The 19,525-nt window shown below is 68.2% G+C and carries 19 protein-coding genes; 7 read left to right on the top strand and 12 right to left on the bottom strand.

Annotated features, from left to right (window positions below; translation table 11 throughout):
* Nucleotides 1-113 precede the first annotated feature (113 nt).
* The 5 genes from pstB to pstS (ACFJIT_RS09615) all read right to left on the bottom strand — a co-directional run bounded on the left by pstB (nucleotide 114) and on the right by pstS (ACFJIT_RS09615) (nucleotide 5,939).
* Nucleotides 114-944, bottom strand: a complete 831-nt coding sequence (gene pstB / locus ACFJIT_RS09635; protein ID WP_379653507.1) for a phosphate ABC transporter ATP-binding protein PstB — start codon at nucleotides 942-944, stop codon at nucleotides 114-116.
* A 19-nt stretch (nucleotides 945-963) separates the two neighbouring features.
* Nucleotides 964-1,815 carry a phosphate ABC transporter permease PstA gene (gene pstA, locus ACFJIT_RS09630; protein WP_130519155.1) on the bottom strand — a complete coding sequence of 284 codons (852 nt, stop codon included), beginning with the start codon at nucleotides 1,813-1,815 and terminating at the stop codon, nucleotides 964-966.
* Nucleotides 1,815-2,783 (bottom strand): phosphate ABC transporter permease subunit PstC, encoded by a 969-nt coding sequence (gene pstC / locus ACFJIT_RS09625; protein WP_130519153.1) that lies wholly within the window; start codon nucleotides 2,781-2,783, stop codon nucleotides 1,815-1,817. Before pstC ends, pstA begins: the two co-directional genes overlap by 1 nt.
* Before the next feature lie 362 nt (nucleotides 2,784-3,145).
* Nucleotides 3,146-4,246, bottom strand: coding sequence for a phosphate ABC transporter substrate-binding protein PstS (gene pstS, locus ACFJIT_RS09620; RefSeq protein WP_130529427.1), 1,101 nt, complete (start codon nucleotides 4,244-4,246; stop codon nucleotides 3,146-3,148).
* 628 nt (nucleotides 4,247-4,874) lie between these two features.
* A complete protein-coding gene (pstS, locus tag ACFJIT_RS09615; RefSeq protein ID WP_379653506.1) occupies nucleotides 4,875-5,939 on the bottom strand; it encodes a phosphate ABC transporter substrate-binding protein PstS in 1,065 nt (354 codons plus the stop codon).
* A 220-nt stretch (nucleotides 5,940-6,159) separates the two neighbouring features.
* On the opposite strand from pstS (ACFJIT_RS09615), the gene ACFJIT_RS09610 reads away from it, so the two are divergent.
* Nucleotides 6,160-7,449 (top strand): porin, encoded by a 1,290-nt coding sequence (locus tag ACFJIT_RS09610; RefSeq protein WP_130519147.1) that lies wholly within the window; start codon nucleotides 6,160-6,162, stop codon nucleotides 7,447-7,449.
* 619 nt (nucleotides 7,450-8,068) lie between these two features.
* Here the strand turns inward: ACFJIT_RS09610 and nth are convergent.
* The 3 genes from nth to ACFJIT_RS09595 are packed head-to-tail and all read right to left on the bottom strand — an operon-like array spanning nucleotide 8,069 to nucleotide 9,890.
* Complete coding sequence (gene nth, locus ACFJIT_RS09605; protein ID WP_379653505.1) at nucleotides 8,069-8,746, bottom strand: endonuclease III; 678 nt, start codon at nucleotides 8,744-8,746, stop codon at nucleotides 8,069-8,071.
* Nucleotides 8,743-9,108 carry a hypothetical protein gene (locus tag ACFJIT_RS09600; RefSeq protein WP_379653504.1) on the bottom strand — a complete coding sequence of 122 codons (366 nt, stop codon included), beginning with the start codon at nucleotides 9,106-9,108 and terminating at the stop codon, nucleotides 8,743-8,745. Before ACFJIT_RS09600 ends, nth begins: the two co-directional genes overlap by 4 nt.
* On the bottom strand, nucleotides 9,108-9,890 hold the full coding sequence (locus tag ACFJIT_RS09595; protein ID WP_379653503.1) for an enoyl-CoA hydratase/isomerase family protein: 783 nt from the start codon (nucleotides 9,888-9,890) through the stop codon (nucleotides 9,108-9,110). Before ACFJIT_RS09595 ends, ACFJIT_RS09600 begins: the two co-directional genes overlap by 1 nt.
* Nucleotides 9,891-10,065: 175 nt before the next feature.
* On the opposite strand from ACFJIT_RS09595, the gene ACFJIT_RS09590 reads away from it, so the two are divergent.
* The 3 genes from ACFJIT_RS09590 (at nucleotide 10,066) to ACFJIT_RS09580 (ending at nucleotide 12,544) form a co-directional block, all read left to right on the top strand.
* Nucleotides 10,066-10,794: an FKBP-type peptidyl-prolyl cis-trans isomerase N-terminal domain-containing protein gene (locus ACFJIT_RS09590; RefSeq protein ID WP_130519139.1), complete on the top strand. Its 729-nt coding sequence runs from the start codon at nucleotides 10,066-10,068 to the stop codon at nucleotides 10,792-10,794.
* Nucleotides 10,795-10,892: 98 nt separating this feature from the next.
* A complete protein-coding gene (locus ACFJIT_RS09585) occupies nucleotides 10,893-11,693 on the top strand; it encodes a CoA pyrophosphatase (RefSeq protein WP_379653502.1) in 801 nt (266 codons plus the stop codon).
* The gene (locus tag ACFJIT_RS09580) at nucleotides 11,690-12,544 is read left to right on the top strand and encodes a sulfurtransferase (RefSeq protein ID WP_379653501.1); all 855 of its coding nucleotides are present in this window, start codon (nucleotides 11,690-11,692) and stop codon (nucleotides 12,542-12,544) included. The genes ACFJIT_RS09585 and ACFJIT_RS09580 overlap by 4 nt, the downstream gene beginning before the upstream one ends.
* Here ACFJIT_RS09580 and ACFJIT_RS09575 read toward each other — a convergent pair.
* The 3 genes from ACFJIT_RS09575 to uvrA all read right to left on the bottom strand — a co-directional run bounded on the left by ACFJIT_RS09575 (nucleotide 12,519) and on the right by uvrA (nucleotide 16,790).
* Nucleotides 12,519-13,310 carry an enoyl-CoA hydratase/isomerase family protein gene (locus tag ACFJIT_RS09575; RefSeq protein ID WP_379653500.1) on the bottom strand — a complete coding sequence of 264 codons (792 nt, stop codon included), beginning with the start codon at nucleotides 13,308-13,310 and terminating at the stop codon, nucleotides 12,519-12,521. The genes ACFJIT_RS09580 and ACFJIT_RS09575 overlap by 26 nt on opposite strands.
* A gap of 82 nt (nucleotides 13,311-13,392) precedes the next feature.
* Nucleotides 13,393-13,821: an acyl-CoA thioesterase gene (locus ACFJIT_RS09570; protein WP_379653499.1), complete on the bottom strand. Its 429-nt coding sequence runs from the start codon at nucleotides 13,819-13,821 to the stop codon at nucleotides 13,393-13,395.
* Nucleotides 13,821-16,790, bottom strand: a complete 2,970-nt coding sequence (uvrA, locus tag ACFJIT_RS09565) for an excinuclease ABC subunit UvrA (protein WP_379653498.1) — start codon at nucleotides 16,788-16,790, stop codon at nucleotides 13,821-13,823. Before uvrA ends, ACFJIT_RS09570 begins: the two co-directional genes overlap by 1 nt.
* A 276-nt stretch (nucleotides 16,791-17,066) precedes the next feature.
* Between uvrA and rplU the strand changes: the two genes are divergently transcribed.
* From rplU to obgE, 3 genes are all read left to right on the top strand, one after another.
* Nucleotides 17,067-17,390: a 50S ribosomal protein L21 gene (gene rplU / locus ACFJIT_RS09560; RefSeq protein ID WP_130519127.1), complete on the top strand. Its 324-nt coding sequence runs from the start codon at nucleotides 17,067-17,069 to the stop codon at nucleotides 17,388-17,390.
* 12 nt (nucleotides 17,391-17,402) lie between these two features.
* Nucleotides 17,403-17,663, top strand: a complete 261-nt coding sequence (gene rpmA / locus ACFJIT_RS09555) for a 50S ribosomal protein L27 (RefSeq protein WP_130519125.1) — start codon at nucleotides 17,403-17,405, stop codon at nucleotides 17,661-17,663.
* Between the two features lie 242 nt (nucleotides 17,664-17,905).
* Nucleotides 17,906-18,973 carry a GTPase ObgE gene (gene obgE, locus ACFJIT_RS09550; protein WP_337052150.1) on the top strand — a complete coding sequence of 356 codons (1,068 nt, stop codon included), beginning with the start codon at nucleotides 17,906-17,908 and terminating at the stop codon, nucleotides 18,971-18,973.
* A 269-nt stretch (nucleotides 18,974-19,242) separates the two neighbouring features.
* On the opposite strand, the gene rpsT is transcribed toward obgE, so the two are convergent.
* Nucleotides 19,243-19,512 carry a 30S ribosomal protein S20 gene (rpsT, locus tag ACFJIT_RS09545; protein WP_130519121.1) on the bottom strand — a complete coding sequence of 90 codons (270 nt, stop codon included), beginning with the start codon at nucleotides 19,510-19,512 and terminating at the stop codon, nucleotides 19,243-19,245.
* Between the last annotated feature and the right edge of the window lie 13 nt (nucleotides 19,513-19,525).

Here is a 19,525-nt window from a genome sequence, read left to right as displayed (position 1 = left end):
ATGTGGAGCTTCAGGCGGGAAGTGAGCGGAGAGGCGTGAGGCGTGAGCGGTGCGGCGTGGCAGCGAGGATCTTGCTGTCTCTCATTCCTCGCTCCTGTTCGCTCCTCAACCCATCATCCGAATCTGCCGGTGATGTAGTCCTCGGTCTGCTGCTTGGACGGACGCGAGAAGATGATCGAGGTGGCGTCGTGTTCGATCAGATCGCCCAGATACATGAAGGCGGTGTAATCGCTCACGCGCGCGGCCTGCTGCATGTTGTGGGTGACGATGGCGATGGTGTAGTCCTGCTTGAGCTCTTCGACCAGCTGCTCGATGCGGCTGGTGGAGATCGGATCCAGCGCCGAGGTCGGCTCGTCCAGCAGCAGCACGCTGGGACGCAGCGCCACGGCGCGGGCGATGCACAGGCGCTGCTGCTGGCCGCCGGACAGGCCGAGCGCGCTCTGGCCCAGCTTGTCCTTCACCTCGTCCCACAGCGCGCCCTGGCGCAGGGCCTGCTCGACGCGGTCGTTCATGTCGGCCTTAGACAGCTTCTCGTGGTGGCGGATGCCGTAGGCCACGTTCTCGAAGATGGTCATCGGGAACGGCACCGGCTTCTGGAACACCATGCCGACCTTGCTGCGCAGGCGGTTCATCGGGTACTTGGGCGAGAGGATGTCCTCGCCGTCCAGCAGCACCTCGCCGGTGGCGCGCAGCTTGGGGTAGAGCGCGTAGATGCGGTTGAAGATGCGCAGCAGCGTGGACTTGCCGCAGCCCGACGGGCCGATCAGCGCGGTCACGCGCTTCTCCGGGATCTGCAGGTTGATGCCCTTCAGCGCATGGAAGTTGCCGTAATAGAAATCCAGGCCGCGGGCCTCGAGCTTGACCTCGGCCGGCGGCAGCGCGCCGCGGTCGGCGGTGACCGGGGTCAGGCGCGGGGAGGGCGAGGCGTGCTGCACATCGTTCATGGTGGGATCCATCGAGAGATCAGTCATTGGAGATCCGGTTGCGCAGCAGGAAGAAGCGCGCGCCGAGGCTGACAAGCAGCACGAACACCGTCAGGACCAGCGCGCCGGCCCAGGCCAGGGTCTGCCAGGTTTCGTAGGGGCTGCCGGCGAACTGGTTCATCACCACCGGCACCGAGGCCATCGGGCGGAAGATGTTGGTGCTCCAGAACTGGTTGCCGAAGGCGGTGAACAGCAGCGGCGCGGTCTCGCCGGAGATGCGCGCCAGCGCCAGCAGGATGCCGGTGACGATGCCGGCCGAGGCGCTGCGGTAGAGCACCTGCATGATCACCTTCCACTGCGGGATGCCCAGCGACAGCGCGGCCTCGCGCATCTGCGCCGGCACCAGGCGCAGCATCTCGTCGGTGGTGCGCACCACCACCGGCAGCACGATGAAGGCCAGCGAGATCGCGCCGGCCAGCGCCGAGAAGCCGATCACCGACACCACCATCGCGTACACGAACAGGCCCAGCACGATCGACGGCGCCGACAGCAGGATGTCGTTGACGAAGCGCACGACCGTGCCGGCCTTGCGCGCATTGCCGTACTCGGCCAGCCAGGTGCCGGCCAGCACGCCCAGCGGCGCGCCGATCGCGATCGCCAGCACGCACATCACCGCACTGCCGAAGAAGGCATTGCGCAGGCCGCCTTCCTGCATCGGCGGCGGCGTGTTCTGGGTGAACAGGTCCAGGTTGACCCCGGCGATGCCCTTGGCCACCAGCGTCCACAGGATCCAGGCCAGGAAGGCCAGGCCGAACAGCGCGGTGATGCAGGAGACGAAGATCGCCACCGCGTTGACCACGCGGCGACGGGCATAGATGGCGGCGCTGGACATCAGTTGCCCTCCCGGCGGGCCAGCTGCATCAGCATGAAGCGCGCGACGGCCAGCACCGCGAAGGTCACGATGAACAGGATGAAGCCCAGCAGCAGCAGTGCCGAGCGATAGGTCTCGGTGGCCTCACCGAAGTCGTTGGCGATCAGCGCGGCGATGGTGGTGCCCGGCATCAGCAGCGAGGCCGACAGGCTCACGCTGTTGCCGACCACGAAGGCCACGGCCATGGTCTCGCCCAGCGCACGGCCCAATCCCAGGAAGATGCCGCCGATCACCGCCGAGCGGGTGTAGGGCAGCACGATGTCCCAGCTCACCTCCCACTTGGTCGCGCCCAGCGCGTAGGCCGATTCCTTCAGCCGCGTGGGCACGGTCAGGAAGACCTCGCGCATCACCGAGGAGATGAAGGGGATGACCATGATCGCCAGCACGAAGCCGGCGGTGAGGATGCCGATGCCCAGCGGTGGCCCCTGGAACAGCGCGCCGATCACCGGCAGCGTGCCGAGGGTGTCGTTGAGCCAGGGGGTGACGTACTCGGTCATCACCGGCACCAGCACGAACAGGCCCCACATGCCGTAGATGATCGAGGGGATGCCGGCCAGCAGCTCGATGGCCGTGCCGATCGGCCCGCGCAGCCAGCGCGGCGCCACCTCGGTCAGGAAGAAGGCGATGCCGAAGCTCACCGGCACCGCAATCAGCATGGCGATGACCGCGGTGACCAGCGTGCCGTAGATCGGCGCCAGTGCGCCGTACTTGTTCTCCACCGGATTCCAGTCGGTGGAGGTGATGAAGTGCCAGCCCTGGTCGAGCAGCACGTGGCGGCCGCCCCAGAGCATGGACAGGGCGGCGCTGGCCAGCGCGACCAGCACGAAGACCACCGTGCCGACCAGCACCCAGCGGAACAGGCGATCGGCCCGCGCGTCGCGCGCATCGCGCGAGTTGCTGTCGGGGAGGGGGAGCGTTGCTGCGTTCATGCAGGATGAGGGCTCGGATGGGGGCGGGAGACGCGACGCGGCGTGTTTCCACGAAAGCGTGAACGCACAATCTTTCAGTTCGTCATTGCCGCGGAGGGGCAAGTGATCTTTCAACTCGTCCATTGCCGCGGAAGCGCAAAGCAATCTTTCAACTCGTCATTCCCGCGAAGGCGGGCAAGCCATCTCTCAGTTCGTCATTCCCGCGAACGCGGGAATCCAGGGACTTTGCTTTGGCTGTGAGGCGGGTGGAGCAAGAGCAACCGCAACGTCCCTGGATCCCCGCTTTCGAGGGGATGGAGGCGGCACGCCGCCTCCGGCAGCGGCAAAGGCGGCCGGGCCTATGGCCCAGCCGCGCCATTGCGTCACTTGAACTCCGCCGCCCAGTACGCCTCGATCTGCTGCACCAGCGGTGCCGGGAGCGGCACGTAGTGCAGGTCCGCCGCCTGCGCCTGCCCGTGCTCGAAGGCCCACTTGAAGAACGCCAGCGTCTCGGCATTGCGCTTGGCATCGGCCGACTGCTTGTGCATCAGCATGAAGTTGGTGGCCGTGATCGGCCAGGCCTTCTCGCCCGGCGCATTGGTGATCACCAGGTTGAAGTCCTTGGCGTTGGCCCAGTCGGCGCTCTCGGCCGCGGCGGCGAAGGAGGCCGCATCCGGCTGCACCCACTGGCCGGCCGCGTTCTGCATCGCGGTGTAGGGCATGTTGCTCTGCAGGGCGTAGGCCAGCTCGACGTAGCCGATCGAGTTCTTGATCTGCTTCACGTACGAGGCCACGCCCTCGTTGCCCTTGCCGCCCACGCCGTCGGGCCACTGCACCGAGGTGCCTTCGCCGACCTTGGACTTCCACTCCGGGCTGACCTTGGACAGGTAGTTGGTGAAGTTGAAGCTGGTGCCCGAACCGTCGGAGCGGTGCACCAGGTTGATCTTCGCGTCGGGCAGCTTCAGGTCGGGGTTGGCGGCCTGGAGCGCCGGGTCGTTCCACTTGGCGATCTTGCCCAGGAAGATATTGGCCAGCAGTTCGCCGGTCAGGCGCAGCTTGCCGGCGTCCACGCCGTCCAGGTTGACCACCGGCACCACCCCTCCAATCGCCGAGGGGAACTGGCCCAGGCCCGACTGCGCCAGCTCCTCGCTGGACAGCGGCTTGTCCGACGAGCCGAAGTCCACGGTCTTGGCCTTGATCTGGGCAATGCCGCCGCCGGAGCCGATCGACTGGTAGTTCACCTGGTTGCCGGTGGCCGCCGCATAGTCGGCCGACCACTTGGACACCAGCGGATAGATGAAGGACGCGCCGGCGCCGGAGATCTGCGCGGCATTGGGGTTCTTGGCGGCCGCGGCCGGCTGGGTGGCGCCGTCGGCGGCCGGCGTGGCGGCGGTGTTGGCCTGGTCGGCGGGCTTGCTGCAGGCCGCGACGGCCAGGGCAACGGACAGGGACAGCAGGGCCGCACGGGCCGGCTTGAAACGCATGGACAACTCCAGGGAAGCGAAGAGGGCGCAGACGAGCATCCGGCCTGCTTGGCGCTATTGGATGATGCTTTTGTTACAGGGTCATGACGCCGTGATCGGGGCACGTTTTCAGGCCTCGGAGGGGCAGCGGTCCGGCGGGCGGGGGGCGCTTGTCCTCAATTGAGGCATCCTGCCCCGACTCGGGCGCTCGGCTTCCTGCCTCTAGGCGCGGCCCCCGCCCGCCGGACCGCTGCTGCGCGCGTCGAGTGCGCGGGGCTTCGAGCCGAACGAGTCCTGATCTTTCCTCGCCTGTCCTCTACCCTGCCGGGCTTAGCGCAGAGCGGCCGGGACGACCGGCGACCGCGCGTGCGCGTGCGGTCTTTCTGATTGCCGACGCAATCCCGGTGCGAGCCCTGTGGGAGCAGCTGTCTCTCAGATCAAGCCGTGGCCTCCTTGTAGAGCGGAGCTTGCTCCGCTGGGGCTTGCCGATGATCCGGTCGAAACGCAGCGGAGCAAGCTCCGCTCTACACCGAAGCATGCGGTGTGGCAGGCCCTCCCCATTCAAGCGCCAGGGCGAACAGAAGAAAAAACGCGGCCCACAAGGGGCCGCGTCATCGAACGTCATGCGGCCGCAGGAGGCCGCGCCCGCTCAGTACTTCAGGTTGGTCGACCAGTAGGTCTGAATCTGCTGCACCAGCGCGTCGGGCAGCGGCACGTAGTCCAGCGCCTTGGCCTGGGCGTCGCCGGAGGCGTAGACCCACTTGAAGAAGTCCTTGGCGCCCTTGGCGCTGGCGGTGCTCTTGGGCGACTTGCGCATCAGGATGAAGTTGGTGGCGGTGATCGGCCACGCATCGGCGCCCGGCGCGTTGGTGATGACCAGGTTGAAGTCCTTGGACTTGGCCCAGTCGGCGCTGGAGGCCGCGGCCGAGAAGGTCTCATCGCTGGGCAGCACGAACTTGCCGGCCGAGTTGCGCATCGAGGCATAGGCCAGCTTGTTCTGCAGCGCATAGGCGTACTCGACGTAGCCCACGCCGCCCTTGATTTGCTTGACGTAGGCGGCCACGCCCTCGTTGCCCTTGCCGCCGATGCCGGCCGGCCACTGCACGGTGGTGCCTTCGCCGATCTTGGACTTCCACTCCGGGCTGACCTTGGACAGGTAGTTGGTGAAGTTGAAGCTGGTGCCCGAGCCGTCGGAGCGATGGACGATGGTGATCTTCTGGTCGGGCAGGGCCAGGCCCGGGTTCAGCGCGGCGATGGCCGGGTCGTTCCACTTGGCGGTCTTGCCCAGGAAGATGTTGGCCAGGGTAGCGCCGTCCAGCTTCAGCGCGCCCGGGGCGACGCCGGCCACGTTGAACACCGGCACCACGCCGCCGATCACCGACGGGAACTGCACCAGACCCGAGGCCGACAGCTCGGCCGAATCCAGCGGCTTGTCCGAGGAGCCGAAGTCCACCGTATTGGCCTTGATCTGGGCGATACCGCCGCCCGAGCCGATGGACTGGTAGTTGACCTTGTTGCCGGTGGCGGTGGCGTAGTCGGCCGACCACTTGGTCACCACCGGATAGATGAAGGACGCGCCGGCGCCGGTGATGTCCGCCGCCGAGGCCGGGTTGGCGGACAGCGCCAGGGTGGCGACGACAGCACCCGCGAGCACGCGGATCTTGGAAAGGTGGGTCACGAAAGAAGCTCCTGACGGGTGGTGCACCGGCGGCATTGCCGGCGATGGGCGCCATTGCAGGACGATTCGATGATGCTTTGAAGAAATATTCGTGACACCCGGATGACACGCCCGCCGTGACGGGGTTCCGGATCGGCTGTCTTGCGAATGTCATCAAAGTGACCCGTGAGCGTCACTGGCTTAGCGGAATCTTCACGCCGTCGCCCCGGGGGAGCACCAGGGGCACAGCCCTCGCATCCACCACCCGGAGAGAACCATGCGTTCCCATATCCTTGCCGTGGCCGTCGTCGCCGGCCTCGGCCTGGCGTCGAGCCCCTACGCCCACGCCCAGTCGAGCAAAAAGGCCAAGCCCGTCGCCGCGACCTCCTCGACCGCGACCGAGATCGAGGCGCTGAAGGCGCAGCTGGCCGCGATGCAGTCGCAGATCCAGCAGCTGCAGACCCAGGTCGCCCAGCAGGAGGCCCAGTCCGACGCGCAGTCCGAGGTCAACGTCGTCCAGGCGCAGGCCATCGAGGCCTCGGCCGCCACCACCACCAAGGTGGACGGCCTGTCCAAGCTGGTCAACGACAACAAGATCGGCGGCCGCATCTTCTTCGACCTGACCAGCGTCGATCAGAAGAGCAACGGCGTGAAGACCAACTCGACCGGCACCGGCTTCGACGTCAAGCGCTTCTACCTGACCTTCGACCACAAGTTCAACGACATCTGGTCGGCCAACATCACCACCGATGCGCAGTACTTCTCGGTGACCCCGGGCCCGGGCAGCGCCAACGGCGACGGCAAGCGCGCCGACAGCGTCGAGGTCTTCATCAAGAAGGCCTATGTGCAGGGCAAGTTCGACGACGCCTTCACCGTGCGCGTCGGTGCGGCCGACATGCCGTGGGTCCCGTTCGTGGAGAAGTACTACGGCTACCGCTACGTCGAGAACACGCTGATCGACCGCCTGTCCTACGGCACCTCGGCCGACTGGGGCGTGCACGCCTTCGGCGACCTGGGCGCCGGCTTCAACTACGCCACCTCGGTGGTCAGCGGCGGCGGCTACCGCAATCCGGGCCGCAGCAAGGGCATGGACTGGGAAGGCCGCCTGGGCTTCGCGCCGACGCCGGAGACGATCATCGCTATCGGTGGCTACACCGGCGAGCGCGCCAAGGAAACCCAGAACTTCGACCCGCCGCAGACCGCCAAGCGCTTCGACGCGATGGCCGCCTACGCCGGCTCCAAGTTCCGCGCCGGCGTGGAGTACTTCCAGGCCAAGAACTGGGCCGTCACCAACACGGTCGAGGACAAGGCCGATGGCTACTCGGGCTGGGCCAACGTGGCGCTGACCGACGGCGGCATCAATCTGTTCGCCCGCTACGACAAGGCCAAGCTGAGCAAGGACGTCGATCCCAACCTGGAAGAGACCTACTACAACCTCGGCGTCGAGTTCCCGGTGACCAAGGGCTTCAAGCTGGCCACCGTCTACAAGAACACCCACCGCGACAACGACCGCAACATCGACACCAAGACCAGCGAGTTCGGCGTGTGGGGCGACGTGTCGTTCTGATCGACTTCCCCTCGATCGACGTCATCCGGCGGCGGAGCGAAGGCTCCGCCGCTTTTTTGTTTCTTGCTTTTCTTTCGATAGGGGCATTGTGGTGCGTGTGCGTTTTTGCTTCGGAAGGGCATCGGTCCGGCGGGCGCTGGCCGCTTTTCCCTCCATAGAGGGCTTCGGGTCGAGGTCGAAGTAAGTCCTGATCTATCCGCCGCGGTGCCTTGACCCGGCCACGCGCGGCTCCTCGGCCCGGTCAGCCCTGCATCGTTGATTCTTGAGGGTAAAGGGGCGGCTGCGCCTCATGTTCCGGTAGGAGCAACTGTCTCCGCAAATCGTGTAGCGCACTGCCTGTAGAGCGGAGCTTGCTCCGCTGCTCTTCGTCCGGTTCGCGGGAAGGCCCCAGCGGAGCAAGCTCCGCTCTACACATAGGCCGTTGCGAGATTTGAGGAGACAGCGGACGCCGCCCGCCGGACCGCTGCCCTTCCGAAGTCCGAACGCGCAGGCGTCGCATTCCCGAGCCAGGTCGCGGGTTCGAGTCCCGTCCGCTCCGCCAGTTGCAAGTGCCTCTTTGAGAAAGAGCAAAGAGGAGTGCGTGAGAGCGGCAAATCTGCCGCTCTCTTCACCCCGCCACTCACTCCTGCCGCTCAACCGTCTTGTCCGGAAACCGGCACAGATCGCGGATCACGCATTGTGGGCAGTCCGGCTTGCGCGCCTTGCACACGTAGCGGCCGTGCAGGATCAGCCAGTGGTGCGCGTTGTAGAGATACTGCGGCGGGATCACCTTGACCAGCCGGTCCTCGACTTCGCGCACGTTTCTGCCCGGCGCCAGGCCGGTGCGGTTGGCGACGCGGAAGATATGCGTGTCCACCGCCATCGTCGATTCGCCGAACGCCGTGTTGAGCACCACGTTGGCCGTCTTGCGGCCCACGCCGGGCAGCGCCTCCAACGCCTCGCGCTGGCGCGGCACCTGCCCCTCGTATTGCTCGACCAGGATCCGGCAGGTGGCGATGACGTTCTTGGCCTTGGCGTTGAACAGGCCGATGGTGGAGATGTAGCGCTTCAGGCCGTCCTCGCCCAGCGCGAGGATCGCCTGCGGCGTGTTGGCCACCGGGTAGAGCCGGCGCGTGGCCTTGTTGACGCCCACATCGGTGGCCTGCGCCGACAGGATCACCGCGATCAGCAGCTCGAACGGCGTGGTGTATTCCAGCTCGGTGGTCGGGTTGGGATTGAGCTCGGCCAGGCGCGAGAACAGCTCGGCGATCTCCGCGCGCGTGAGCGTGCGGGAGCGGCGTATCGCAGCGGGGCTCACGTGCGCGGCGTTCCGGCGGCGCGCGCCTTGGCCCGGGCCAGGGCGGCGGCCACGGCAGGGGGCAGGGCGGGCGCCTGCGGGCTCGGCGTGGCGGCGGGCCTGATCCGGCGTGCCTGGCGCTCGGCCGCACGCCGGGCCAGACGCGCGGCGCGTGCGCGATAGCGCTCCCTGGCCGCCCAGGCGACGTGCAGGCGCTGCTGCGCCGCGACCACCTGCGCCAGCGCGGCGGCGCAGTGCGCGCAGGTCCCGGCGTCCGCAGGCACGTCCATCAGCCCAGCCTCGAGCGCGGCATCGAGCCTGTCCTCGGCCAGCTGCGCGGCCAGCGCCCGCACCTGCGCGCAGTCGTGTCCGTCGATGCCCATCAGCGCCCCGAGAACTGCGGCTTGCGCTTCTCGACGAAGGCCGCGGTGCCCTCGCGCATGTCGGCGGTGGCGAACATCAGTCCGAACTGCGCGCCCTCGAACTGCAGGCCTTCGCCCAGCGCGCATTCGCCGCCATGGATGACCGACTCGAGGATCGCACGCAGCGCCAGCGGCGCGGCGCTGGCCAACTGCGCGGCCAGCGCATCCACGCGCGCGTCCAGCGCGTCGGGCGGCACGACCTCGTTGACGATGCCCAGCGCCAGGGCGCGCGCGGCGCTGATCGGCGTGCCCAGCAGGCACAGCTCCAGCGTGGCCGCGCGCCCGGCCAGGCGCAGCAGGCGCTGGGTGCCGCCGAAGCCGGGGATCAGGCCCAGGTTGATTTCCGGCTGGCCGACCTTGGCGGTCTCCGCGGCGATGCGCAGATGGCAGGCCATCGCCAGCTCCAGCCCGCCGCCGAGGGCGAAGCCGTTGACCCGTGCGATCACCGGCTTGGTCAGGGTCTCGATGGTGCGCATCAGCGCCTGGCCGCGCAGGCCGAAGTCGCGCCCGGCCATGGCATCCATCGTGGTCATGCCGGCGATATCCGCGCCGGCCACGAACGCCTTGGGCCCGGCCCCGGTCAGGACCACCACGCGCACGCCCGGGTCCGCGTCGGCGGCGCGGAAGGCCTCGGTCAGGGCGGCGATGGTGTCGGCGTCGAGCGCATTGAGCTTGTCGGGGCGGTTGACGGTGATGCGGCGCACCGCGCCCTCATCGGCGACCAAAACGGAGTTCTCAGCCATGCGACACGCCTTGTTCGTGAAAAATTGGTGAAGCGGGAACTTTCCCGCGGACAGGCCGGTCAATCGCGTCCATGCCTCACTGGCCGTTAAGTCCGGCGGGGGCTATCCTAGCGCGTCCATTTGGGCCGCAAGTGCTTGCTGGACCCAACCCTTGAACCCCGGAGGTTTGTAAGACATGAAGTTGCGTTTGCTTCCCGCCAGCGTGCTGGCCATGACTCTGGCCGCAGGCACCGCCGCAGCACAGACCTCGACCGCCCCGGCTTCCACGCCCGCTCCCGACCGCAATGCACTGAGCTATGCGCTGGGCTACGACCTGGGCCGCAACCTGATCGAAAGCGGCGAGTCCGTCGATCTGGCCACCGTGCAGAAGGCCTTGAACGAAGGCTACGCCAAGAAGGAACCCTCGGTTCCGGTCGACCAGCTGCGCACCGCCGTGCAGCAGATGGAAGCGCGCCAGATGGCCAAGGCCAAGGCCGCGTTCGACCAGGCCGCCGCCGCCAACAAGACCAAGTCCGACGCCTTCCTGGCGCAGAACAAGGCCAAGGCCGGCGTGCAGTCCCTGCCGGGTGGCGTGCAGTACCGCGTGGTCGAAGCCGGCAGCGGCGCCAAGCCGACCCAGGCCAGCACCGTGACCATCCAGTACAAGGGCTCGCTGGCCGATGGCCGCACCTTCGTCGATACCTTCAGCCCGCAGCAGGGCCAGACCACCCCGCCGCCGCCGGCCAGCCTGAAGGTCAGCGAGATCCCGCTGGCGGGCCTGCGCGACGCGCTGGTGCAGATGCCGTCCGGCTCGCGCTGGGAAGTGGTGCTGCCGCCGGAGAAGGCCTACGGCAACACGCCGCAGTCGCCGATCGGCCCGAACCAGGCCGTGGTGTTCGATGTCAAGCTGGTGGGCGTCAAGTAAGCCTGCGCGCTGCCGCAGTGTGACAAGACGATGCGCCGGCCCGTCCGGCGCATCGTCGTTTCAACCGTCCCAAAACTTCGTTCCGCTTCCGATCGTCCATGTCTGCCGCCTCCGCCCCCAGCCTGCTGTCGCCGTGCATCGGCGTGTGCCGCATGCGCGCCGACGGGCTGTGCGCGGGCTGCCTGCGCACGCTGGACGAAATCGCCGGCTGGGCGCGGATGGGCGATGATGCGCGTTCGACCCTGATGAGCGCGCTTCCGCTGCGTCGCATGCCTGCCGATCTTCCCGCGCTGTTGCCCGAGTACCCCCAGCTGCAGCGCGCGCTGCATCCGCTGGACGCGGCACCGGCGGCACGCGGCTGGAACCAGGGCGAGATCGACGACATGCTCCGCACCAAGCCGCCCGCCGCCGCCGCGGTGCTGGCCGGGCTGGTGCCGCGTGCGAACGGGACGACCGTGCTGCTGACCCGCCGCCACGACGACCTGCGCCACCACGGCGGGCAGGTGAGCTTCCCGGGTGGCCGCGTGGATCCGGGCGACGCCGATGCCATCGATGCGGCCCTGCGCGAGAGCCACGAGGAAATCGCGCTCCCGCGCCACCAGGTGCAGCCGCTGGGCCTGCTCGATCCGCTGGCCACGGTCAGCGGCTTCCTGGTCACACCGGTGGTGGCGGTGGTGGATCCGGCCTTCGTGCCGGTGCCCAACCCGGGCGAGGTCGCCGAGGTGTTCGAAGTGCCGCTGGACTATCTGATGGCGCCGGACAACCTGCGCAGCGTGGAGCTGTCGTTCAAGGGCCGCGCGCGCACTGTGCTGGAATACGACTGGGCCGCGCAGCACATCTGGGGCGCGACCGCGGCCATCCTCTACAACCTGCGCCGACGCCTGGAGTCTGTGGCATGAACTGGACCACCCTGGTCGATCCCACCGTCCTGCTGCTGCACCTGCACGACCCGGACCTGCGCCTGGTCGATGCCCGCTTCGCGCTGTCCGACCCGTCCGCCGGCCGCGCCGGCTACACGCAGTCGCATCTGCCGCACGCGGTCTTCGCCGATCTCAACGAGGACCTGTCCGACCTGTCGCGGATCGCCGAAGGGCAGGGCCGGCATCCGCTGCCAGACGAGGACGCGTTCAAGGCCCGGCTGGGGCGCTGGGGCATCGGGCCCGAGCACCAGGTCGTGGTCTACGACGCCGGCGATGGCAGCATGGCCGCCGCGCGCCTGTGGTGGCTGCTGCGCCTGCTGGGTCACGCGCGGGTGGCGGTGCTCGACGGCGGCCTGGCCGCCTGGCGCACCGCCGGCCTGCCGGAGACCGAGGCAGTGCCCGCGCCGGCGCCGCTGGCGCCGTATCCGGGCCACTTCGACCGCACGCGCATCGTCGATGCCGACCAGGTCGCCGCGCGCCGCGCCGAGGCGCCGGGCTGGCTGATCGACGCGCGCGCCTTCGAGCGCTACAGCGGCCAACAGGAGCAGGTCGATCGCGTGGCGGGGCATGTGCCCGGCGCGGTCAATCGCCCGTTCCAGGACAACCTGGTCGATGGACGCTTCCGCGATCCGCAGGCCCTGCGGCTGGAGCTGCTGGCCCTGCTCGGGCCGCATGCGGCGCGCGATGCGGTGCTGATGTGCGGATCGGGCGTGACCGCCTGCCATCAACTGCTCGCGTTCGAACACGCCGGCCTGCCCGGGCCGAAGCTCTACGCCGGCTCGTGGAGCGGCTGGATCGCCGACCCTAAGCGGCCGGTGGCGACTTCCTGAGCCGGGCGGCCATCGCCTGCAGGGCGGCCTGGGTGTCCGGGCCGAACCACTGCTCGATGAACTCCTCCAGCACCACCGTCTCCAGCGCGGCGATCATGTCGGCGCGGGCGATCGCGCGGGTCCTGCGCAGCGGCGTCTGCGGCAGCCGCGCCAACGACTGCAGCCGCTGCACCGCGTGTTCGACCGTGGCCGCGGCATCGTCGGCGAGGGCGTCGACCAGGCCGATGCGCAGCGCGTGCTCCGCGCTGACCATCGCCCCGGGCACGACCAGCAGGCTGGTCTGGTGGGCGCCGATCGCGCGGCGCATCAGGTGCTGGATCCCGTCGGGCACGGCCAGGCCGACCTGGGTCTCGTTGAGGCCGATCTGCAATGGATGCGCCGCATCGACGCTGTGGCACATCACGCGGTAGTCGCTGCACAGCGCCAGCACGCAGCCGCCGGCCGGCGCATGGCCGGTCAGCGCGGCGGCCACCGGGATCGGCGCGGCGGCGATGACGCCGGCCAGGCCGAGGAAGGCCGACCACGTCGCACGCAGGGCGTCGCGGTCCTGCCCGTGCGAGATCAGATGCGGCACATCCAGCCCGCCACTGAACACCCGTTCGTTGCCCGACAGCACCACGCCGGCAACCTGGGCATCGGCGAAGCTGTCCTCGAGCGCGCGCGCCAGCGCCTGCATCAGCGCATCGTCGAGCGCGTTGACCGGCGGCCGCGCCAGGCGCAGTTCGCGCACGGCACCGTGGGACAGGACCTGGACCAGCTCGGACATCGCACGCCTCCTACCAATGCAGCGGGCCCGCATGATAGCGGGCCCGTGCGGTGAGGTATGGAAAGGCGCGGGGGCCTCTGCCCTAGACGCTGGCCTGGCGCACCGCCTCGGGAATCGGCGCGCTCTTGCCGGTGGCCGTGTCGATCCACACCACCACCACGTGGCCGTCGGAGTAGAGCACCGTGTCATCGTTGTCGGCCACGATGCGGTGGCCGATGGTCACGCTGGAATTTCCCAGCCGCTCGACGAACAGCTCCACGACGATGTCGTTGGGCCACACGATCGGCCGGCGGTAATTGACGTCGGTATTGGCCACCACTGGCGAGATGCCGCGGCCCATGGCCTGGCCGCCGGTGACGCCGTGCAGCCAGCGCACGCGCGCCTCCTCCAGGTAGGAGATGTACTTGGCGTTGTTGACATGGCCATAGGCGTCCATGTCGCGCCAACGCACGGAGATCGGCACGCGCGCCAGCACCTTGCGCGCAATCGGGGTATCGCTCGCTTCGCTCATCAGGAAGAGGCCTTCTTCTTGCTTGGGATCCTGGCGGACTTGGCCGCGGACTTGGCGGCCTTCTTGGCGGCCTTCTTGGCGGCCATGCGCGGCGGCAGCACCTCGTCCTTGGCCACCGCCGCCGGCTTGCTGGCCTTGGCCTTGGTGTCCGGCAGCAGGTGCGCCAGGAAGCGGCCGGTGTGCGAGGCCGGGTTGGCCGCCACTTCCTCCGGCGTGCCGGTGGCGATGATGGTGCCGCCGCGGTGGCCGCCCTCGGGGCCGAGGTCGACGACCTGGTCGGCGGTCTTGATCACGTCCAGGTTGTGCTCGATCACCACGATGGTGTTGCCGTCGTCGCGCAGCTTGTGCAGTACCGCCAGCAGATGCTCGATGTCGTGGAAGTGTAGGCCGGTGGTGGGCTCGTCCAGGATGTAGAGCGTGCGCCCGGTGTCGCGGCGCGAGAGCTCCTTGGACAGCTTCACGCGCTGGGCCTCGCCGCCGGACAGCGTGGTCGCGCTCTGGCCCAGCTTGACGTAGCTCAGGCCCACGTCCATCAGCGTCTCCAGCTTGCGCGCGATCGACGGCACCGGTTCGAACAGCTTCAGCGCGTCCTCGACGGTCATCTCCAGCACGTCGTTGATGTTGAAGCCCTTGTAGAGGATCTCCAGCGTCTCGCGGTTGTAGCGCTTGCCGTGGCACACATCGCAGGGCACGTACACGTCGGGCAGGAAGTGCATCTCGACCTTGATCAGGCCATCGCCCTGGCAGGCCTCGCAGCGCCCGCCGCGCACGTTGAAGCTGAAGCGCCCCGGCGAATAGCCGCGCGCACGCGCCTCGGGCACCTGCGCGAACAACTCGCGCAGCGGCGTGAACAGCCCGGTATAGGTGGCCGGGTTGGAGCGCGGCGTGCGCCCGATCGGCGACTGGTCGATGTCCACCACCTTGTCGAACAGGTCCAGCCCGGTAACCTCGTCGTAGGGCGCGATCTGGTGCGAGGCGCCGTTGATCTCGTTGGCCGCCAGGCTGAACAGCGTGTCGTTGATCAGCGTCGACTTGCCCGAGCCGGACACGCCGGTGATGCAGGTGAACAGCCCCGCGGCGATTTCCAGGTCCACGCCCTTGAGGTTGTTGCCGCGCGCGCCGGTGAGCTTGAGCGTCATCTTCGGGTTGGGCTTGTGCCGCGCCTTGGGCACCTCGATGCGGCGCTTGCCCGACAGGTATTGCCCGGTCAGCGAGCGCGGCGCCTTGAGCAGGTCCTCCAGCGTGCCTTCGCCGACGATCTCACCGCCGTGCACGCCCGCGCCCGGACCGATGTCCAGCACGTGGTCGGCCGCGCGGATCGCGTCCTCGTCGTGCTCGACCACGATCACCGTATTGCCCAGGTCGCGCAGGCGCGTCAGCGTGCCGAGCAGGCGCTCGTTGTCGCGCTGGTGCAGGCCGATGGACGGCTCGTCCAGCACGTACATCACGCCGACCAGGCCGGCGCCGATCTGGCTGGCCAGGCGGATGCGCTGGGCCTCGCCGCCGGACAGCGTGTCGGCCTTGCGCTCCAGGGTCAGGTAGTCCAGGCCCACGTCGATCAGGAAGCCCAGCCGCTCGGCGATCTCCTTGATGATCTTGACCGCGATCTCGCCGCGCCAGCCGGCCAGCTTGAGCTCGCGGAAGAACGCCAGCGCCTGGTCCACGGGCAGCACGGCGATCTCCGGCAGCGGGCGATCGGCGACGAACACGTTGCGCGCCGCGCGGTTCAGGCGCGCGCCGCCGCATTCGGGGCAAGGCTGCTCGGAAATGAACTTGGCCAGCTCCTCGCGCACGGCCGGCGATTCGGTCTCGCGGTAGCGCCGCTCCAGGTTGGGCACGATGCCTTCGAACTTGTGCTTGCGCTGGGTGCGCCCGCCCGACTCGGTGAGGTAGGTGAAGGTCACCAGCTCATCGCCGCTGCCGTACAGCACCGCCTTCTGGACCTTCTCCGGCAGGATCATCCACGGCGCATCGACGTCGAACTTGTAGTGCTTGGCCAGCGAGGCGATCAGCTGGAAGTAGTAGGCATTGCGCCGGTCCCAGCCGCGCACCGCGCCGGCGGCCAGCGACAGCTCCGGATGCACCACCACGCGCGCCGGGTCGAAGAACTGCGCCACGCCCAGGCCATCGCACTTGGGGCAGGCGCCGACCGGGGAGTTGAACGAGAACAGGCGCGGCTCCAGCTCGGGTAGCGAGTAGTCGCACACCGGGCAGGAGTACTTGGACGAGAACAGCTGCGGCGGCGCGTCGGGCTGATCCAGCGACATCACCGCGGCCATGCCGTCGCCCAGCTTCAGCGCGGTCTCGAAGCTCTCCGAAAGACGCTGCTTGATGTCCTCGCGCGGCTTGAAGCGGTCGATCACCGCCTCGATGGTGTGCTTGACGCGCAGCGCCAGCGGCGGCACCGCGTCGATCTCGTAGAGCTCGCCGTCCACGCGCACGCGCACGAAGCCCTGCGCGCGCAACTGGTCGAACACCTGGGCGTGCTCGCCCTTGCGCTCGCGGATCACCGGGGCCAGCAGCATGTAGCGCTGCTCGCCATCCAGCGCCAGCACCTGGTCGACCATCTGGCTGACCGTCTGCGCCTCCAGCGGATAGCCGTGGTCCGGGCAGCGCGGGATGCCCACGCGTGCGTAGAGCAGGCGCAGGTAGTCGTAGATCTCGGTGATCGTGCCTACCGTCGAGCGCGGGTTGTGCGAGGTGGACTTCTGTTCGATCGAGATCGCCGGCGACAGCCCCTCGATGTGGTCCACGTCCGGCTTTTCCATCACGCTCAGGAACTGGCGCGCGTAGGCCGACAGCGACTCGACGTAGCGGCGCTGGCCTTCGGCGTAGATGGTGTCGAAGGCCAGCGAGGACTTGCCCGAGCCGGACAGGCCGGTGATCACGATCAGCTTGTCGCGCGGCAGATCGAGATCGATGTTCTTCAGGTTGTGCGTGCGAGCGCCGCGGATGCGGATACTGTCCATGCCTTGGGGGTCTGGCCTGTGCAGGAAGGGGAGGGCGCCGGCACGTGTCGATCCGTCGCGAATCGGTCAGCCTAGCGAGTCCCCTGTATGGGGGCAATTGACGGATTTCCGAAGGCCCCGGGGCGGCCGGACGACCCCCGGGGACCGCCGGCGGGTACGGCATGGGGTGACTTGCTCCAAGTCACTGATCCGGCTATCATTCCGCTTCTGTCCGCCCCTCGATGGGCGGCAGGCACGAGAATAACTACGAAAAGCCAACACAAAGAGGAAGCACCCATGTACGCAGTTCTGGTCACGGGCGGCAAGCAATATCGCGTCATGCAGGGCGAGACCCTGCGCGTTGAGAAGCTGGACGCCGAAGCCGGTAAGGCCATCACCTTCGACACCCTGCTGATGCTCGGCAGCGACGACGGCATCAAGCTGGGCGACGCGCTGAAGGGCGCCACGGTCACCGCGACGGTCAAGTCGCACGGCCGCGCCGACAAGGTGAAGATCATCAAGTTCCGCCGCCGCAAGCACCACATGAAGCACCAGGGTCACCGGCAGCACTACACCGAAATCGAGATCACCGGAATCAACGCTTCCGGCGACAACAAGTAAGGAGCGCAAGTCATGGCACATAAAAAGGGCGTAGGTTCTTCGCGCAACGGCCGCGACTCCAACCCGAAGATGCTGGGCGTGAAGGTCTATGGTGGCCAGGCGATCGAAGCCGGCAACATCATCGTCCGTCAGCGCGGCACGCAGTTCCACCCGGGTCCGGGCGTCGGCCTGGGCCGCGACCACACGCTGTTCGCGCTGGTCGACGGCAAGGTCGATTTCTCGGTCAAGGGCGCGGCCAAGCGTCGCACCGTGAGCGTGGTGACCGAGGGCTGAGCCTTCGCGTCGCTGCGTCGCGAAAGCCCCGCTTCGGCGGGGTTTTTCGTTTGTAGCCGGGAATCGGGAGTGGGGAATCGGGAATGGCCAGAGCGCCTGCCGCCTCCCCGCCCTGTCCCGGTTGCGCCAGGCAATGCCGTCATGGCGTTGCCGGTCTGTTGCCGCGGCATAGAATCGTCGCCCTGCGGCGGTTCGCTCTCCCGATTCTCGTTTCCCCATTCCCCATTCCCGGCTGTTAACCCATGAAACTCGTAGACGAAGCGGAAATCCAGGTCATCGCCGGCAATGGCGGCAATGGCTGCGTCGGCTTCCGGCGCGAGAAGTTCATCCCGCTGGGTGGCCCGGACGGCGGCGACGGCGGCAACGGCGGCAGCGTGTGGCTGCAGGCCGACGAGAACCTCAACACGCTGGTCGACTTCCGCCACCAGAAGAACTTCCGCGCCCAGCGCGGCGAGAACGGCATGGGCCGGCAGATGTACGGCAAGGCCGGCGAGGACCTGACCATCACCGTGCCGGTCGGCACGATGGTGGTCAACGTCGGCACCGACGAGGTGATCGGCGACCTCACCACGCACGGCGATCGCCTGCTGGTGGCGCGCGGCGGCAAGGGCGGGCTGGGCAACATGCACTTCAAGTCCTCGATCACCCGCGCCCCGCGCCGGGCGACGCCGGGCGAGGAGGGCGAGGAGCGCCTGCTCAAGCTCGAGCTCAAGCTGCTGGCCGACGTGGGCCTGCTCGGCTTCCCCAACGCCGGCAAGAGCACGCTGATCCGCGCGGTGTCGGCGGCCACGCCGAAGGTGGCCGACTATCCGTTCACCACGCTGTATCCCAATCTGGGCGTGGTCAGCGTCGAGCCGCACCGCAGCTTCGTCATCGCCGACGTGCCGGGCCTGATCGAGGGCGCGGCCGAGGGCGCCGGGCTGGGCACGCAGTTCCTGCGCCACCTGCAGCGCACCCGCCTGCTGCTGCACCTGGTGGACATGGCGCCGGTGGACGAGGCCTTCGCCGACACCGGCGTGACCGTCTCGCCGGCCGAGCAGGTGCGCGCCATCGAGCGCGAGCTGCGCAAGCACGATCCGGAGCTGCTGGAAAAGCCGCGCTGGCTAGTGCTCAACAAGGCCGACCTGATGTTCGAGGACGAGGCCGCCGAGCGCGCCAAGGCAGTCATCGAGGAACTGGGCTGGACCGGTCCGTGGTATGTGACCTCGGCGATCTCGCGCGAGGGCACCTGGCCGATCATGCAGGCGATCATGGCCTTCTTCGACCGCCAGCGCGAAGAGGCGCTCGAGGCTGCGCAGAACGCCGGCTAGGTCTCGCGGGAGGCATGGCCGTGACGCATCCAACGCTGGAATCGGGCGGTGTCCGCCTGTGTAGAGCGGAGCTCGCTCCGCTGAAGCTTGCCCAGGATTGTCTGTCGCCCGTCCGCTCCAGATGCGCCGCTCCCATGTGCGAAGCAGGCAAGAGCAGCGGAGCAAGCTCCGCTCTACGGGAGCGCCTGACCGTTGTCTGCGGCAAACCGTGGGCAACAAAAAACCCGGCCGAAGCCGGGTTTCCTGTTGCCCTTGCCGTCAGTGGAGCGTCAAGCGGCCTTAAGGGCCTTGATGCGCGCGGTGAGGCGGCTCTTATGACGGGCGGCCTTGTTCTTGTGGATCAGGCCACGCGAGCTGAAACGGTCCAGCAGCGGCTGGGCGGTGGCGAAGGCGGCTTCGGCGCCGGCGGCGTCGTTGGCGTCGAGGGCCTTGATGACTTTCTTGACGGCGGTGCGCAGCATGGAGCGCTGAGCGACGTTGCGCGCGTTGCGCACGACGGTCTGCTTGGCGCGCTTCTTGGCGGACTTGATATTGGCCACGTTGGGATCCTGA

The sequence above is a fragment of the Pseudoxanthomonas sp. UC19_8 genome, assembly GCF_042700505.1.
Classification (GTDB): Bacteria; Pseudomonadota; Gammaproteobacteria; order Xanthomonadales; family Xanthomonadaceae; genus Pseudoxanthomonas_A; species Pseudoxanthomonas_A winnipegensis.
Note: the sequence above shows the minus strand (reverse complement) of the source record. Positions and strands in the feature narration are given on the sequence as shown.